Origin of the sequence: Aeromonas sp. L_1B5_3 (assembly GCF_963866575.1) — a bacterium.
Lineage (GTDB): Bacteria > Pseudomonadota > Gammaproteobacteria > Enterobacterales > Aeromonadaceae > Aeromonas > Aeromonas jandaei.
Window position 1 is genome coordinate 1 of record NZ_CAWMDN010000035.1, and the last position, 16,066, is coordinate 16,066.

Genomic DNA, 16,066 nt, shown 5'->3' on the forward strand with positions numbered 1-16,066 from the left:
GCTATTGTCGCTACCACCGTCTCCGTGGTCACTGCCACCACCGCTATTGTCGCTACCACCGCCTCCGTGGTCACTGCTACCGCCGCTATTGTCGTTACCACCGCCTCCGTGGTCGCTGCCACCCCCATTACCATCCTTGTTATGCACGATTAATGAATTGGCTATATAGCTGTGGGTACCATTAAGAACCAGGTTGAACAGCTCGGTGGTAGGTGGCGCGTCAATCCAATAGAGGGATTCCACCAGCAGCTCAACCGGTTGCGGTGCCAATGCCAAGTTGCCAGCGTTAGCGGCGGCCGACCATCCCAGTAGTCGCATGCCGGTAAAGAGGGGCAATACAATCAATGTCGGGTTTTCGGCACGAGTCATGGCTGGTGAGATAGCAGCCCAACCGCGAGTGGTCAGGAATGGGTGTTCGCCGGTAAAGAAAGGAGGCAGTTGGTTGATGCCATAGAGTCTGCGATCACCCAAGAGCACACGCTCTACCGCCAAGATCTGGTTGGTATGGCCATATTGATCCAGAACTCGTTCACCTGTTTGCAATGTCTCTATGAGACGTTCGCTTCCATCGGCCATGGTGATGCGGGTGCCAGCAACGAAGCAGGACTCGGCATATGCCTTGGTCACCTGCCACTCTTGATGGGCAAAGTCATAGCTAAACGGGTTGGCAAATAGGGCTAATGCAATGGCAGAACCAATCAGGAGCCTGCGTTGTGTCGGTTTGAAAGGGGGCTTTGGCATGGAGGATTCCTTGTCCATTTTGAACCATGTGGTCAAGTATAGAGCTGTGTTCGGCGACCTTGAGCGGAGACCTGTAAAGCAAACATGATGGAAAAACGATTGGCGTTTGTCACAAAAGTACGTAAAATCGCATACTCGATGCTTGTAGCAACGAATCCCGCCTAAAAAGCCTGTTTCATGCCCTCCCCAAGCAGTAAAACGTAATTTGTGATGCCAAGATGCTCACTTTTTACCTTGAAAGCGTCTTTCGATAACTGAAAAGTGTCAAATATCCCTATCAGTTATCAAAAAATTAAGGACATCCATGTTTTCCCTAGTCAAGCAAAGTGTCGCCGGGCTGCAGATCTTGTTTGTTGCCTTCGGTGCCATGGTTCTGGTGCCTCTGCTCACCGGACTGAACCCCTCCATGGCCCTGCTTGGCGCCGGTGTGGGCACCCTGTTGTTCCAGCTCTGTACCCGCCGCCAAGTGCCCATTTTTCTGGGCTCCAGCTTCGCTTTCATTGCTCCCATCATCTATGCCACCCAGACCTGGGGCTTGCCGTCTACCATGTTCGGTCTGTTTGCCGCCGGTTTCATGTATTTCATTCTGGCTGCGCTGATACGGGCGAAAGGGATGGGATTTGTCCATAAATTGCTGCCGCCGGTGGTGATTGGCCCGGTGATCATGGTGATTGGTCTCTCCGTGGCTCAGGTGGCCTGCAACATGGCGATGGGGCGTGCCGGTGGCGAGCAGGTTGTTCCCGCATCAACCGCGCTGACTCTGGCCGGTATTTCGCTGGCGGTTACCCTTATTGCTGCTGTGTTCTGCAAGGGGTGGATCAAGCTGATCCCCATCCTGTGTGGCGTGATTGCCGGTTATGTCTCTGCCGTGCTGATGGGACAGGTTAACTTCGATGGTCTGATCAACACCCCTTGGCTGGCGTTGCCTCACTTTGAAACCCCTGAGGTCAACTGGGCCGCGGCGCTGTTCATGCTGCCGGTGGCGATTGCTCCCTGTATCGAGCATATCGGTGGCGTGCTCGCCATTGGGGGTGTGACAGGTCAGGACTACACCAAAAATCCGGGTCTGCACCGAACTCTGGCCGGTGACGGTATCGGTGTCTGCTTCGCTGGCCTGATCGGTGGCCCTCCCGTCACCACCTATGCAGAAGTAACCGGCGCTGTAATGATCACCCGCAACTTCAATCCGGCTACCATGACTTGGGCTGCGGTATTTGCCATCATTCTGGCCTTCTTTGGCAAGTTCAATGCGCTGCTCACCTCCATCCCGATGCCGGTGATGGGCGGTATCATGCTGCTGCTGTTCGGATCCATCGCTGCCATCGGTCTCAAGACGCTGGTCGAATCCAAAGTGGATCTGGGATTGTCGCGCAATATCGCCATCGTGGCCGTAACCCTGACCGTGGGTGTCGGTGCGCTGGAGATGAAGATCGGTGACTTCGCCTTGGCTGGTGTTGGTCTGGCTTCTGTTGCCGCCATCCTGCTCAACCTGATCCTGCCAGCCCACTCAGAAGAGGGGGTTATGGACTCCGCCAAGGATTGATTTTTGCCAGACGTCTCAAGCGGATAAGCATAAAGCCACCTCACGGTGGCTTTATGCTTTCTCTTTTTTGTCATGGATCAAGGATTGCCTCGCCAGCGACTTTATGTCACTGCACCTATTTGACGGATCTCTCTGCGTGGCCTTAGCTAAAGGACAGGTTTGGCTCTTAGGCAGTCTTGAGCAGGGACGAGAAAATGGATGTTGGTGTTCTCACTCAGTCTTTCCTGATCACGTGTTGGCACATCATTAAGGTGCCTTCGTATATCACATCAAGGTTGGATGCATTTCACGTCGTAACTCATCCACGGTTACTTGCCCCCATCTCTTTCATTGCCATTTGGCCACAGATTTTGTTCGAGCCACATTTCTCCAAATGGTGGCTCGCTAACACCATTCGAATCTGTTTGCTGCTGCGTATCTGATTCGCGGGTAGCGAGCCGTGAAAACCGGCACGGCCCGAGTTCGGGTCATACAGCCCAGCCATTGATGACGGCGGGGGTTTAGGGATGAATGGCAAGCAAAGCGAGGTCGCAATGAACTATCAATTGTTGTGGAAAGGTGCCCTGTTTTCAGTCTCTTCCGTGCTGGCGTTGGGAGCGGCGCAGGCTGCACCGCTAAACGTGATGACTGAGGATTACCCACCGTTCAACATGCAAGGGGAAGGGGGCAAGATTGTCGGCCTCTCTACCGAGGTCGTTGAAGAGCTGTTCAAGCGAGCTGGAGTTGAATACAAGATTACCCTGATGCCCTGGAAACGGGCTTATGAAGATACCCTCAGTACCCCCAACACCGCGCTCTATTCCACGACTCGCACGCCGGAACGTGAAACTCTGTTCAAATGGGTTGGCCCCTTGGTCAACAATAACTGGGTCTTCTTCTCCAGCTCCACTGCCAATATTTCGATCAAGTCGTTGGACGATGCCAAACAGTATTCGGTCGGCGGCTATAACGGCGATGCTGCTGCCGAGTATCTGAAAGCACAGGGTTTTTCCAAGTTGCAGCTAGCCGCCAACGATACGGCAAACGTGAAAAAACTGGAGGCTGAACGTATCGATCTGTGGGCGACTGGTCAGTATCTGGCCCCCTATCTGGCGAACAAGGAGAAGGCAGCCAATCCCAAACCGGTATTCGTGTTCAAGGAAACCCAGATGAGTTTGGCGTTCAACAAAGATACCCCTGATGAGCTTATTAAAAAGTTGAACGAAATCCTGGCAGCCATGAAAGCTGATGGCACCATCGAGAAGATCAACGCCAAGTACCAGTAAGTCTTACTGCTCGGGCTGCCGTTAATACCGGGAGGAAGCCATGGATTGGAAAAGTCTGAAATTCAGGATTGCCGTGCTGACCTCCCTGTCGGTGAGTCTGCTGTTGGTATTGTTTGGGGGGTACAATTACAGTGCCTCCAGGGCGGAGAGCTACAGCACACAAGCGCAGCTGGTGGAGCAGGCCATCAGCCGGCTGCAGCTCTCTTTGCCCGGTCCTTTGTGGAACTACGAATCCTCATTTATCGAGGCATCGCTCAAGTCCGAGCTGGCTGCCGACATGCTGAGTGCCTTGCTGGTGGTCAGCAAGGACAAGCTGGTAGCCGGTTTCTCTCGTGATGAGGCGGGGTCGATTGCACCGATCAGTACAATCCCCGCCGATATCAGCACATACAGTGGTCATGATCTGGTTTATGACGACAGCGGCCAGAAGACGACGGTAGCTCGCTTGTTGGTGCATACCAGTGATGCCGCTATTCAGGCACACCTGCGGCAGCAACTGATTACTACTGTTTGGCAGATTGTGGTGCTTGATATCTGCATCATCGCCTTGCTGATGGTTCTGATGCATCGCAATGTGCTGCGACCGCTCAACCAGATGAATCAAGCCGTGTTCGATTTGGCCCAAGGAGACGGTGACCTGACCCAGCGTTTGAAAATCAACCGTCAGGATGAGATGGGGACGCTTGCTATCAACATCAACCACTTTATTGCCAAGCTGCAGGAGATGGTGGCGGAGATTAACGAGTTGTCGGTGGGGGTTCTGCAAACGGCAGAGCGGTGTGACAATTTGTCTGCCGATACCCGCAGTGGTAGCGATGCCCAGCAATCCGAATTGGATCAGGTTGCAACGGCTATCACCGAGATGAGCCAGGCAGTGCAGGAAGTGGCAGGGAATGCAGTGAAAACCTCTACGGCGACCGATGAGGCCAATCTTTATGTAGAGCAGGGATATAGTCTGGCAGGTCATGCCAATGAGGCGATCAGACAGCTGGTGGGTGAAGTGGAACGGGTTGCGACACTGATGCGTTCTTTGTCTACCGAGAGCAACAGCATCGGCAATATTATCGAAGTGATCAACGGCATTGCCGAACAAACCAATCTTCTGGCGCTCAATGCAGCTATCGAGGCTGCGAGAGCCGGAGACCAAGGGCGAGGTTTTGCCGTTGTGGCCGACGAGGTGAGGACGCTGTCCGGGCGTACTCGCCAGTCAACGGAAGAGATCAGCGCCAGCATTAAGCGCTTGCAACAGGCTACCCAGAATGTGGGGGCTGGGATGCAACAGAGCCAGGACAAGGCATCGCAGGCTGGCGCTGAAGCCGCTGATGTGCAGATGTCGGTTGAGAAGATAAAGAATCAGGTCAGCCTGATCCGCGAGATGAACATGTATATTGCGCAGGCTTCGGAGGAGCAACATTCGGTTGCCGAGGCGGTGAGCCACAGCGTCAACCGGATTGCGACACTCAATAGTGAAAATGCTGGAAGAGTTGCCCAGGTTGCCGAAGCAAGCAGCGATCTGCGTCAGTTATCAGCCCAGCTGGACACATTGTTGAAGCAGTTTAGGGTCTGAAATGGTTCTCTTTATGCCATACCAAACAACGGATTCATCCTGCCTGTTCCCCCGGTCTGGCCGGGGGAACTATTGAAAGGTGATACAGATAAATACTGCCCTGACTTTCCCTTTTCCCGTCGTACACTTCTCTGGCTCCTATTGTGAAGCAGATCCTTACCCATTAGAATTTCCCGCGATGACAGGTCGTTTTCGGAGCTGTTTGATACTATCTGGATGTGGATTCCGGTTTGCTTGACGATGAAGAAAATAGCAAGGGGTTGATATGACGGGCGTTGCGACAGGCAATAACATATCAACCTACCATTTCGGTGATTATGTTTTTGATGTTAAAAGGCGGGAGCTTGTTTTTGGTGCGGATTCAGAGGCTGCACAAACCAGCAAGACAGCCCGGTTTTCATCGGCTGAGTCTCTCATCTTTTGCTATTTACTGGATCATCCCGATGAAGTGTGTGACAAGGATTTACTGCTGGATATTGGTTGGCAAGGGCGTCCTATCAGCCCCAATTCATTGAACGTAGCTATTGCCAATATCCGTCGCCACTTCGTCCAGACGCCTCAGATTCTCGATATAAAAAGTACGCCTAAAAAGGGTTATTCCTTGCATCTGAATTGCAAGGTCATCGCGGGATATGGCTATCAGGAACCCGAAAATGTGGTCACTGACGTATATCCCATATCGGATGAGATCATTGCTACATCCTCCCATCTTACGTCTCCTGAAACAGCCTCTTCATCCGGTGATAAGGTAGTTGCCCCCACAACAGCCGAGGCAACATCCCTCATGCAACGTATCAAGTTTGCAATGCTGCGTCGCTTGGGGCGGCCGATGTTGGCAAAAACCTTGACCTATATAAATATTGCTTTGGTCTTGTTATTGCTTTCTGTTGCCAGTTATTTGCATTTTGAATGGCTCCACGTCAGCTGTGGCGAGGGCGCTTTGGGACTTGTCTGCCGTATGGAAGCCAAAAGCGAAGTACCTGTCACCAAGCCTGATTCTCTGGTTCTGATCTCGGGCCATCAGGTGCGTATTTTTTCCTACCAAGAGTTAGAACAAACGCCTTAAGGGATGGCTGATGAAACGAACGTTGAAAAATGCCTTGATGTTTCTACCGCTGTCCTTGGTACTGTTTTTTGTCGCGGGGATGTTCATTAACAGCCTAGGATGTCATTACGAACTTCGAATGTCTGCGAATGGCGTCAATTATCATGGGGTATGTCGTTGGGGCAAGATCACCGTGATTGAGGAGGAAGAGTCCACCAAGGAGAAATGGCGGATAACCGGATTTCAACTGACGTTGTTTGACCAGCTGGTATATCTCATCGACAGCAGGGTACAGCTCCACGAGTCTGGCAAGGACGACTCTTATCTGAACGAATACAATCTCATCCAGTCCCAGTACGCATTGGTTAACTATGCTTGGGTGCCGTTGACGGAAAACAAGGTGGCGATTTTTCAGCGAGATCCGGTACACGAGGTTGTGATTGCAGAGCGTGATGGGTGGTTTGATCTCTACCGCTGGTTCTTTCCTCCAGCACCGCTATTGCCAACCAAAGGGCAGAGTGAAGGTTAAGCCTTGATTAGTGTGCACCAGGGGCCGGTAAGATCGCAGTGACCTCTCTCTTCGGTCTCTATCCAGCCAAGCCGGTGATAAAAAGCAACGGCAGCAGTATTGCGAGTGGCGACTTTTAGTGATCCTGGGCCAGTAGCAAGGCCCTGTTCAAGCAGGGCTCGTCCAATCCCGTGGCCATGCCAGTCTGTCGAAACATAAAGATGGTGGACAAAATTATCGGGTTTCCAGATTGCAATAAAGCCACAGATATTTCCTCCGTGTTCGGCAATCCATATTTCCTCTCCTGCTGTTTGTTGCTCAAAATCATCAAGCTGGAACCTGGCTGGTTCAACCCAATGAAACGTATCTCTGCGACTTTTCAGGAAGAGCTGGGCTAGTTGGGGAATATCTTTTTGTTCCATTACGCGGATCATTGTGACCTCCCTGGTCAGGCTGTGGCACATCATATGTGCCTAGTTTTTTGTTGTTCAGAAGTAAATGACAAGGACGTGATTAAGCTCTGTCTATTGTCATGAGCATGGGGCTATACTGCCGAAGTCCCCTGTATGGATGGCTTGAGGCTCGCTGATTTATGGACAATAAACAGATTGAAGGCAACATCTTTGTTCCGGCTCATATAGACGATGTCTGGCATGCCTGGACAACAGAGAGTGGCCTGCGCAGTTTTCTGGCGCCCGAGTGTTTGATGGTTGCCGAACCGAATGGCCCGTTCGAAATCTACTTCAGACCGGATGCTCCGCTTGGGGAGCGTGGCAGTGAAGGATGCCGGGTGATGGCTGTGATGCCCTATGACCTGCTCAGTTTCAGCTGGAATTTCCCTCCCTCTTTCCCGCACATCCGCCAGCAAAAGACTCAGGTTTGTCTGCGCTTTGTACCGGAAGGGCAGGGTACCCGTCTCTATTTCCTGCAAACCGGTTGGGCCAATGATCCAGACTGGGATCAGGGCTATGCCTATTTCCGGGAAGAGTGGCTGGAGACCAGCTTACCACGGCTGCAGTACCGCTTTACTCACGGCCCTATTGACTGGAGCAATCCGCCTGACAAAGCGCAGTTGAAGTCGCTGGCGCAGTAATTTGCAGATAAAAAAAACCGGCCAGAAGGCCGGTTGAAACAGTTCAGGCTTGTCAGGTGACAAACGTATCCAGTGGATGAAAGTGGTTTCCACTCCTTGTGAATTCCAGCTCTCTTGGTTACGTGCCGACACTATATGTCCGGATCACTGAATTGAGGCTGAACCATGGATCATTCAGCCCCATTCCCGCCTTTGTTCAGATGGCCATACCCATCGACTGACGCAAGTAGGCGCCAGCGCCAAGCAGCCCCGGGCCCTCATGGGTAATGAGGAAAACCGGGATCTCCTTGAGATAGGATTTGAAGCGGCCTTTGTCTTCAAACGCCACTCGAAAACCCGAGTTGATAAAGAACTCCTTGAAACGCGGCACTATGCCACCGGCGATATAGACGCCGCCGAACGTACCCATATTGAGGGCCAGGTTACCGGCAAAGCGACCCATCAACACGCAGAAGAGGCTCAGGGTACGGCGGCAATCGAGGCAGGATCCGGCCAATGCCCGTTCGGTGATCGCTTTGGGTTCAAGTGCTTCAGGTTCACGCCCGTCTGATTTGACCAGCCCGCGATAGAGATTGACCAGGCCCGGACCAGAGAGAAAGCGTTCGGCCGAGACATGGCCGAGTTCGCCGCGCATCACCTGCAAAACGGCATCTTCTTCTTCATTGTTGGCTGCAAAATCCACATGACCGCCTTCACCCGGCAGGCTGAGCCACTGCTCGCCTGCTTTCACCAGATGTGCCACACCAAGTCCGGTGCCAGCACCATAGATAGCAATAGGTTTTCCGGCAACGGGGGCTGCACCACCCAGCTGGATACGCTCTTCCTCAGCCAGTACCGGTACTGCCATGGAGACGGCGGTGAAGTCGTTGATCACCTGAAGACGGCCAAGGCCAAGGTTGGCCTGCATCTCGCTGATGGAAAATTCCCAGCTGTGGTTGGTCATGACGACCCAGTCACCGTTGATTGGACAGGCAATCGCGATACAGGCTTCATTGACTTGAGCCTTGTGTTCTTCCAGATAAAGGCGGATGACCGCTTCCAGAGATGGGTGCTCCAGACCTGAGTAAGTCTTGGCTTGAGAGATTTCGCCGGTGGCCAGTTCGCACAAGGCCAGGCGAGCATTGGTTCCGCCGACATCGCCGACCAGTGCATGGGTATGCTGCATAACAACTCCTTCGTTACAAGGTGTGGACGACCAGTGGCGCCCCGACATTATTATTTTCCGCCAATTCTAACCGAGCCAAAGCGATGGTCGTCTGTTGGAGACGCACAAACGTGCGCCCGCTCACAGTGTTGTTGCTTTGCAACATTTGTAAGCGGTTTCAATCGGCAGTGACATTTTGTAACGAAAAGAACGAAATAATTAGAGATGAGTCATACTTTGTATTGTGGGTGTTAGTTGCGTTAACCGCTTGTCTTGTATAGTCATCAGGTTGATTGGAAACCTGCTTAGCCGTAAATTGAGTGCAAAGACACTGAAGCTAAATTACAAAATGCCTGGTGGTGATGATGAATACCCTTGATAAAATTACAAACAACTTGGAAAGTTTCAGTAAATCAGAGCGCAAGGTCGCCGAAGTGATTTTGGCATCCCCACAGACGGCTATTCACTCCAGTATCGCCGCCCTGGCCAAGATGGCCGATGTCAGCGAGCCGACCGTCAACCGCTTTTGCCGTCGCCTTGATACCAAAGGATTCCCTGATTTCAAACTGCATCTGGCCCAGAGCTTGGCTAATGGCACCCCTTATGTGAATCGTCATGTGGAAGCGGAAGATGGTCCGGATACCTATACCGCCAAGATCTTCGAATCCACCATGGCTTGCCTTGATGCAGCCAAAAACAGTCTGGATATTTCCGCCATCAATCGTTGTGTCGATATTCTGACCCAGTCCAAAAAGATCAGCTTCTTTGGCCTTGGCGCCTCCTCCGCAGTGGCCCGCGATGCCCAGAACAAGTTTTTCCGTTTCAACATACCGGTGGTGAGCTTTGACGACATCGTCATGATGCGCATGAGCTGCATCAACAGCAGCGAAGGGGACGTGGTTGTTCTCATCTCCCACACTGGTCGCACCAAGGCGCTGGTGGAAATTGCAGCGCTGGCCCGTGAGAACGACGCCACCGTCATCGGCATGACCGCCAAAGACTCCCCGCTGGCGCGCGAGTGCAATCTGGTGCTCTCCATGGATGTGCCGGAAGATACTGACGTCTACATGCCGATGGCATCCCGCATCGCCCAGCTGGCGTTGGTTGATGTGCTGGCAACCGGTTTTACCCTGCGCCGGGGAATGAAATTTCGCGAAAACCTGAAGAAGGTTAAAGAGGGACTGCGCGAATCCCGCTTTGAAACCCCGCACTCTTCCTGAATGGTCGGGGGCTTTGCCCCCGACTGTCTATGCCACCCGCCTTGGTGTAGTATTGTAATTTAGTAACAAAAGCCACCCAGAGGGCTTGCAAACGGGTGCATCTAGCCATTGGCTTGATGGGGCAGAATCTCAACTCGTATCAACTTCATATCGGAGTCTTTCATGCCTAGACGTACAAAGATTGTAACCACACTCGGTCCTGCTACCGACCGCGAAGGGATCCTCGAAGGGATCATCCGCGCCGGTGCCGACATGGTGCGGATGAACTTCTCTCACGGCACTCCTGAAGATCACATCCTGCGCGCCAATCAGGTGCGTGAAATTGCTGCCAAGCTGGGCCGTCACGTTGCCATTATGGGTGACCTGCAGGGGCCGAAAATCCGCGTTTCCACTTTCAAAGACGGCAAGATCTATCTGGCTATCGGTGACAAATTCGTGCTGGATGCGGCCCTTGGCAAAGGGGAAGGTTGTCAGGAGCAGGTTGGTATCGACTACAAGAGCCTGCCAAACGATGTAGTGCCGGGCGATATCCTGTTGCTGGATGATGGCCGTGTGCAGCTGAAGGTAGAGAGCGTCGAAGGCACCCGTATTCTGACCACTGTCACCGTGGCTGGCCCGCTCTCCAATAACAAGGGCATCAACAAGAAAGGGGGCGGTCTCTCCGCGCCAGCTCTGACCGAGAAGGACAAGGAAGATATCAAGACTGCCGCCCGTATGAACGTGGACTATCTGGCGGTCTCCTTCCCCCGTTGTGGCGATGACCTGCGCTACGCCCGCGAGCTGGCCCGCGAAGCCGGTTCCAATGCCAAGATCGTGGCCAAGGTTGAGCGCGCCGAAACTGTCGCCACTGACGAAGCGATGGAAGACATTATCCTCGGCTCCGACGCCGTCATGGTTGCACGTGGCGATCTGGGTGTCGAGATCGGTGACCCCGAGCTGGTCGGTGTACAGAAGAAGCTGATCCGCTTCTCCCGTCGTCTGAACCGGGTGGTGATCACCGCGACTCAAATGATGGAGTCGATGATCAATGCGCCGCTGCCGACCCGTGCCGAAGTGATGGACGTGGCCAACGCCGTGCTGGATGGTACCGATGCCGTGATGCTCTCTGCCGAGACCGCTGCCGGTCAGTTCCCCATCGAGACCGTGACCTCCATGGCCAGTGTCTGTGTCGGTGCCGAGAAGCATCCGAGCCTGAACGTATCCAACCACCGCATGAACTACACCTTCACTTCTGTCGAAGAAGCGGTAGCCATGTCGACCATGTATGCGGCCAACCATCTTGAAGGGGTCAAGGCGATTGTGGCGCTGACCGAATCCGGTACCACCCCGCTGCTGATGTCCCGTATCAGCTCCGGTTTGCCGATCTTTGCCATGTCTCCGCACAACAAGACCTTGGCCTGGACCAACCTCTACCGTGGCGTCACCCCTGTGTTGTTTGACGGCGACGAGACCAAGCCGGTCTATGAAGTGTGCCGCGATGCGCTGGATGTCCTGAAAGCCAAAGGTCTGCTGCAGAGTGGTGACATGGTGTTGCTGACCCACGGTGACAAGATGGAGACCGTCGGCAGTACCAACACCTGCAAGGTGATGATGGTCGAATAAGCGATTTTACTGGTTGATTATCAAGGCTGCTCCCTTCGGTGAGCGGCCTTTTTTATTACTGTCTGGTGTACCTCTCACTTGTGGGAATGGACTCGAAGATTGCTTATGGCGGAGCCCATCCCGATAATGCGCAAGATTGTCCAAGGTGTTTGCCCTGACCCGCGCGGATAGGTGAATGCCATGAAGCCGAAGCATATGGGAGCAAAAGGATGAAGAATCACAAGTGGTTGCTGGGGCTGGCCGTGAGTCTGGCCATCTCCCCCTGCTATGCCGACTGGGCAAAGCTCAAGGCGGCGGCATCCGATCTCGGAAGTGCGTTGAGCGAAACCGGCAAGGAGGTGTGGCAGGATGTCAGCGATTTCTCCAAGAAGAGCTGGGCCTCTATTTCGACCTGGGGTGAGGAGGCGTTCAATACCGCCGGTGTCTGGACTGACAAGAGCATAGCGACCGGTAAGGAGTGGTTGGTTGTCGCCGACAAAAAACTCACGGAAATGGTCAACCCCAAGACGGCACAAGAGGCAAGGATTGCGCTCAACACCATGTCTGATACTGCGCTGATACATCTCTTCAATGAACAGCCATCAGCCAAGTTGTTGTTTGACAAGGCTTATGGTTACGCCGTCTTCGACTCGCGCAAGTTCTCCCTGATGCTCCACACCAATCAGGGGGCCGGTGTGGCAGTTAATCGGAAAACCGGCAAACACACCTACATGAAGATGTTTGGTGCGGGTCTTGCAGCCGGGATCGGTGGCAAGTTTTATCAGCAGGTGATCCTGTTTGAAGACAAGGCCAGATTCGATGCCTTCGTGACCCAGGGTTGGGAGGCCACCTCCGAAGTGGGCGTGGTGGCCGGCAAGGAGAGCGCTGAACTGACCGCCAAATACAACGGCGGCATGGCCATCTATCAGATTGGCGAGAAGGGGCTGCTGCTCGATGCCAATATCTCCGGATCCAAATACTGGATCGACAAGGATCTGACCCAATAAGGTCGCCTCAGAAAGGGTTCACCCTCTCTTCGCTCTGGCGTTATCCCTTCATCGGGTTGCAGTGCTTTCCCCTCGCTGCAACCCTTGTCCAGACTTGGATCTGTTGTTTGGCATCATAATTGCTTGTTGGCTGTCAGCGTCAATGATTTGTCTGGGGATGGAAAAATGGAAATTAGTGCAAGCAGCCTGATGCAAGAGATGCAGGCACTCAAGGTAGAGGCCGGTGCAACCCCGCTGGCACAGCCGGGCCGTCAGGTCAGCTCCGACTTTGGCCTGCTGCTGCAACAGGCATTGGGCAACGTCAACGAATTGCAAGGCGCCGCCAACGATCTGCGCACCCGCTTCGATATGGGTGACAAGTCAGTGGATCTGGCCGAAGTGATGATTGCCGGGCAGAAATCCTCCATCGCGTTCGAGGCCACGGTACAGGTACGCAACAAGATGGTCGATGCCTACAAGACCATCATGAACATGCCGGTATAAAGGATTTCAACGAATCATGACGACCGGGCATCATGAACATGTCAGCAATAAGGACATAAATCGTGGCTACTGACCAAAACGGCGATCTGCTGCTAAACGATGAGGGTACTGCCGCCCTCGATGAGAATGAGCAGAAGAGTTCGGCACTGGGCTTTCTGTCCAATACCGATGTACTGCGCCAGATCACCCTGATCCTGGGACTTGCCATCTGTCTGGCCATTGCCGTGTTTATCCTGCTCTGGGGGAAGGAGCCGGACATGCGTCCCCTCGGCACCTATACCACCCAGGAGTTGGTCAAGACCCTCGACTTCCTCGATCAGCAGAAGATCCCCTACGAGGTGGATGGCAAGAGCGTGCTGGTCAGTGCCGAGAACTACCCCAATATCAAGCTGGCGCTGACCCGTGCCGGTCTGGCCAATGTAACCGACGCCAGCAGTGACGGCGAAGATATCCTGCTCAAGGACTCCAGCTTCGGTGTGAGCCAGCGGATGGAGGCGGAGCGCCTCAAGCTGAGCCGCGAGCGCCAGCTGGCCAGTGCTATCGAGCAGTTCCAGAATGTGGCCAAGGCCCAAGTGCTGCTGGCCATCCCGAAAGACAACGTCTTTGCCCGCAACGAACGTAAACCCAGTGCGACCGTGGTACTCAACCTGAAAGGGGCGGCGCTTGGTCAGGGCGAGGTGGACTCCATCGTCGATATGGTCGCCTCGGCAGTCCACGGCCTTGAACCGACTCGTGTCACCGTTACCGACCAGAACGGCCGCCTGCTCAACTCCGGCTCGCAAGATCCTCTCGCTGCCCAGACTCGCAAAGAGTTCGCGATGCAGCAGAAGCAGGAGCTCGAATACAAACAAAAAATTGACGCCATTCTGATCCCGGTACTGGGGGCTGACAACTATACGGCGGAAGTGGATCTCTCCCTCGACTTCTCCCAGCAGGAGCAGACCCGCAAAACCTACAACCCGGATCTGCCGGCGGTGCGTTCCGAAATGACGCTGGAAGAGAACAGCTCCGGTAGCAGCAACGGCGGTGTCCCTGGGGCGCTCAGCAACCAGCCGCCAGCAGCATCCACCATTCCCGAGCAGGCGACTGCCGGCGAGAGTGGCTCCGCTGCCAATGGCCGTTCACGCAAAGAGGCCACCCGCAACTTCGAGCTGGATACCACCGTCAGCCATACCCGTCGCCAGATGGGGGGGATCCGCCGCATGACCGTCTCCGTGGCGGTAGATTACAAGTCGATGACTGCCGCTGATGGCAAGGTGACTCGCGAGGCGCGCAGCCAGGCTGAGCTCGATACCCTGCGTCGTCTGTTGAGCGGTGGCCTGGGTTTTGATGTGACCCGTGGTGACACTCTGGAAGTGGTTGCCATCCCGTTCAACCGCCCCGAGCTTGAAGCCGTGGCTGCCACCCCTGTCTATGATGAACCCTGGTTCTGGCGTGCGGTGCGCATCGCAGCCTCCGTACTGGTTATTATCGTCTTGATCGTGACCGTGGTTCGCCCCATGCTCAAGCGGCTGCTCTATCCGGACGCCAAGCCGGAAGGCGAATTGGATTTCGACAACCACACTGTGCTGGGTGGTGACGACGAGTTGAGTCTGCTGGCGGCTCAGGCCGAAGCAGAGCCGGTGTTCGGATTGCGCGATGGTCAGCTCAAGTTGCCTGATCTGCACCGGGATGAAGATTTGCTCAAGGCCGTGCGTGCCCTGGTGGCGAACGAGCCGGATCTGGCCGCTCAGGTCATTAAAGAGTGGGTAACCAAAGATGCCTGAAGAGAATAAGAGCCAGGTAACTGGCAACGACATCACCGACAGTCAGCGCCAGCTTCTGGAGCAGATGTCCGGGATGGAGATGGCGGCAGTGTTGATGCTGAGCCTCAATGAAGAGGATGCGGCCCAAATCTTCCGTCATCTCGAGCCCAAGCAGGTGCAGCGGCTCGGTATGTCGATGGCCTCCATGTCGGATTTCAGTCACGACCGGGTAGCGGCGGTACACCGTCAATTCATCGACGATATCCAGAAGTACACCAACATCGGTATCGGCAGCGAAGATTTCGTGCGCAAGGCTCTGGTGGCCGCCCTTGGCGAAGACAAGGCGAGCAACTTGGTGGATCAGATCATTCTCGGTTCCGGTGCCCGCGGCCTCGATTCGCTCAAGTGGATGGATGCCCGTCAGGTGGCCAGCATCATCCAGAACGAACACCCGCAGATCCAGACCATCGTGCTCTCCTATCTGGAGCCGGAGCAGTCAGCCGAGATCCTGAGCCAGTTCCCCGAGCAGGTGCGCCTCGATCTGGTGATGCGTATCGCCAACCTGGAAGAGGTACAACCGGCGGCGCTGCAAGAGCTGAACGACATCATGGAGAAACAGTTCGCCGGTGCGGCGGGTGCCCAGGCAGCCAAGATGGGCGGCCTGAAGGCTGCGGCCAACATCATGAACTACCTCGACACCAACATCGAAGGTCAGCTGATGGACTCCATCCGCGAGTCGGACGAGGAGATGAGCCAGCAGATCCAGGATTTGATGTTCGTGTTCGAGAACCTCATCGATGTGGACGACCGCGGTATCCAGACCATGTTGCGAGAAGTGCCGGGCGATCTGCTGCAACGGGCCCTCAAGGGTTCGGACGATCAGATGCGCGAGAAGATCTTCAAGAACATGTCCAAGCGTGCCGCCGAGATGCTGGCAGACGATCTGGAGGCCATGGGGCCGATCCGGGTTTCCGAAGTGGAAGCCGCCCAGAAGGAGATCCTCTCCATTGCCCGTCGTCTGGCGGATGCTGGCGAGATCATGCTGGGTGCCGGTGGCGGCGAGGAGTTCCTCTAAGCCATGGGCCATACACTCTACGGTTTTGCCGGGGCTGTATCCGGCGGTG

At 54.5% G+C, this 16,066-nt stretch carries 14 protein-coding genes and 1 pseudogene; 12 read left to right on the forward strand and 3 right to left on the reverse strand.

Features of this window, described 5'->3' with window-relative positions; all coding sequences use genetic code 11:
- Positions 1–741 (reverse strand): annotated as a pseudogene (locus AACR93_RS02990) (hint domain-containing protein); the annotation flags it as partial.
- A 304-nt stretch (positions 742–1,045) separates the two neighbouring features.
- Between AACR93_RS02990 and AACR93_RS02995 the strand changes: the two are divergent.
- The 5 genes from AACR93_RS02995 to AACR93_RS03015 all read left to right on the forward strand — a co-directional run bounded on the left by AACR93_RS02995 (position 1,046) and on the right by AACR93_RS03015 (position 6,690).
- Positions 1,046–2,284 carry a uracil-xanthine permease family protein gene (locus tag AACR93_RS02995; RefSeq protein WP_043849976.1) on the forward strand — a complete coding sequence of 413 codons (1,239 nt, stop codon included), beginning with the start codon at positions 1,046–1,048 and terminating at the stop codon, positions 2,282–2,284.
- A gap of 533 nt (positions 2,285–2,817) precedes the next feature.
- On the forward strand, positions 2,818–3,549 hold the full coding sequence (locus tag AACR93_RS03000) for a substrate-binding periplasmic protein (RefSeq protein WP_043849991.1): 732 nt from the start codon (positions 2,818–2,820) through the stop codon (positions 3,547–3,549).
- Between the two features lie 40 nt (positions 3,550–3,589).
- Positions 3,590–5,116: a methyl-accepting chemotaxis protein gene (locus tag AACR93_RS03005; RefSeq protein ID WP_043849977.1), complete on the forward strand. Its 1,527-nt coding sequence runs from the start codon at positions 3,590–3,592 to the stop codon at positions 5,114–5,116.
- Between the two features lie 265 nt (positions 5,117–5,381).
- Entirely contained in the window at positions 5,382–6,182 is an 801-nt protein-coding gene (locus AACR93_RS03010; RefSeq protein WP_082044058.1) for a winged helix-turn-helix domain-containing protein, read from the forward strand.
- A 10-nt stretch (positions 6,183–6,192) separates the two neighbouring features.
- Positions 6,193–6,690 carry a hypothetical protein gene (locus AACR93_RS03015; protein ID WP_043849979.1) on the forward strand — a complete coding sequence of 166 codons (498 nt, stop codon included), beginning with the start codon at positions 6,193–6,195 and terminating at the stop codon, positions 6,688–6,690.
- Here AACR93_RS03015 and AACR93_RS03020 read toward each other — a convergent pair.
- Positions 6,687–7,103 carry a GNAT family N-acetyltransferase gene (locus tag AACR93_RS03020; protein ID WP_082035469.1) on the reverse strand — a complete coding sequence of 139 codons (417 nt, stop codon included), beginning with the start codon at positions 7,101–7,103 and terminating at the stop codon, positions 6,687–6,689. The two genes, AACR93_RS03015 and AACR93_RS03020, sit on opposite strands and share 4 nt — an antisense overlap.
- 158 nt (positions 7,104–7,261) lie before the next feature.
- Between AACR93_RS03020 and AACR93_RS03025 the strand changes: the two genes are divergently transcribed.
- Entirely contained in the window at positions 7,262–7,762 is a 501-nt protein-coding gene (locus AACR93_RS03025; RefSeq protein WP_041208927.1) for an SRPBCC family protein, read from the forward strand.
- Between the two features lie 196 nt (positions 7,763–7,958).
- Here the strand turns inward: AACR93_RS03025 and glk are convergent, their stop codons facing one another.
- The gene (gene glk / locus AACR93_RS03030) at positions 7,959–8,975 is read right to left on the reverse strand and encodes a glucokinase (RefSeq protein WP_082044059.1); all 1,017 of its coding nucleotides are present in this window, start codon (positions 8,973–8,975) and stop codon (positions 7,959–7,961) included.
- Between the two features lie 296 nt (positions 8,976–9,271).
- On the opposite strand from glk, the gene AACR93_RS03035 reads away from it, so the two are divergent.
- From AACR93_RS03035 to fliG, 6 genes are all read left to right on the forward strand, one after another.
- Positions 9,272–10,126 (forward strand): MurR/RpiR family transcriptional regulator, encoded by an 855-nt coding sequence (locus AACR93_RS03035; RefSeq protein WP_005334759.1) that lies wholly within the window; start codon positions 9,272–9,274, stop codon positions 10,124–10,126.
- 162 nt (positions 10,127–10,288) lie between these two features.
- Positions 10,289–11,728, forward strand: coding sequence for a pyruvate kinase (pyk, locus tag AACR93_RS03040; RefSeq protein WP_033114470.1), 1,440 nt, complete (start codon positions 10,289–10,291; stop codon positions 11,726–11,728).
- Positions 11,729–11,937: 209 nt separating this feature from the next.
- Positions 11,938–12,714 (forward strand): beta cell expansion factor BefA, encoded by a 777-nt coding sequence (gene befA, locus AACR93_RS03045; RefSeq protein ID WP_041208925.1) that lies wholly within the window; start codon positions 11,938–11,940, stop codon positions 12,712–12,714.
- Positions 12,715–12,879: 165 nt separating this feature from the next.
- Positions 12,880–13,197: a flagellar hook-basal body complex protein FliE gene (gene fliE / locus AACR93_RS03050; RefSeq protein ID WP_041208924.1), complete on the forward strand. Its 318-nt coding sequence runs from the start codon at positions 12,880–12,882 to the stop codon at positions 13,195–13,197.
- A 62-nt stretch (positions 13,198–13,259) separates the two neighbouring features.
- Positions 13,260–14,963, forward strand: a complete 1,704-nt coding sequence (gene fliF / locus AACR93_RS03055; RefSeq protein ID WP_043849982.1) for a flagellar basal-body MS-ring/collar protein FliF — start codon at positions 13,260–13,262, stop codon at positions 14,961–14,963.
- The gene (gene fliG / locus AACR93_RS03060; RefSeq protein WP_033114465.1) at positions 14,956–16,017 is read left to right on the forward strand and encodes a flagellar motor switch protein FliG; all 1,062 of its coding nucleotides are present in this window, start codon (positions 14,956–14,958) and stop codon (positions 16,015–16,017) included. Before fliF ends, fliG begins: the two co-directional genes overlap by 8 nt.
- Positions 16,018–16,066: the final 49 nt, after the last annotated feature.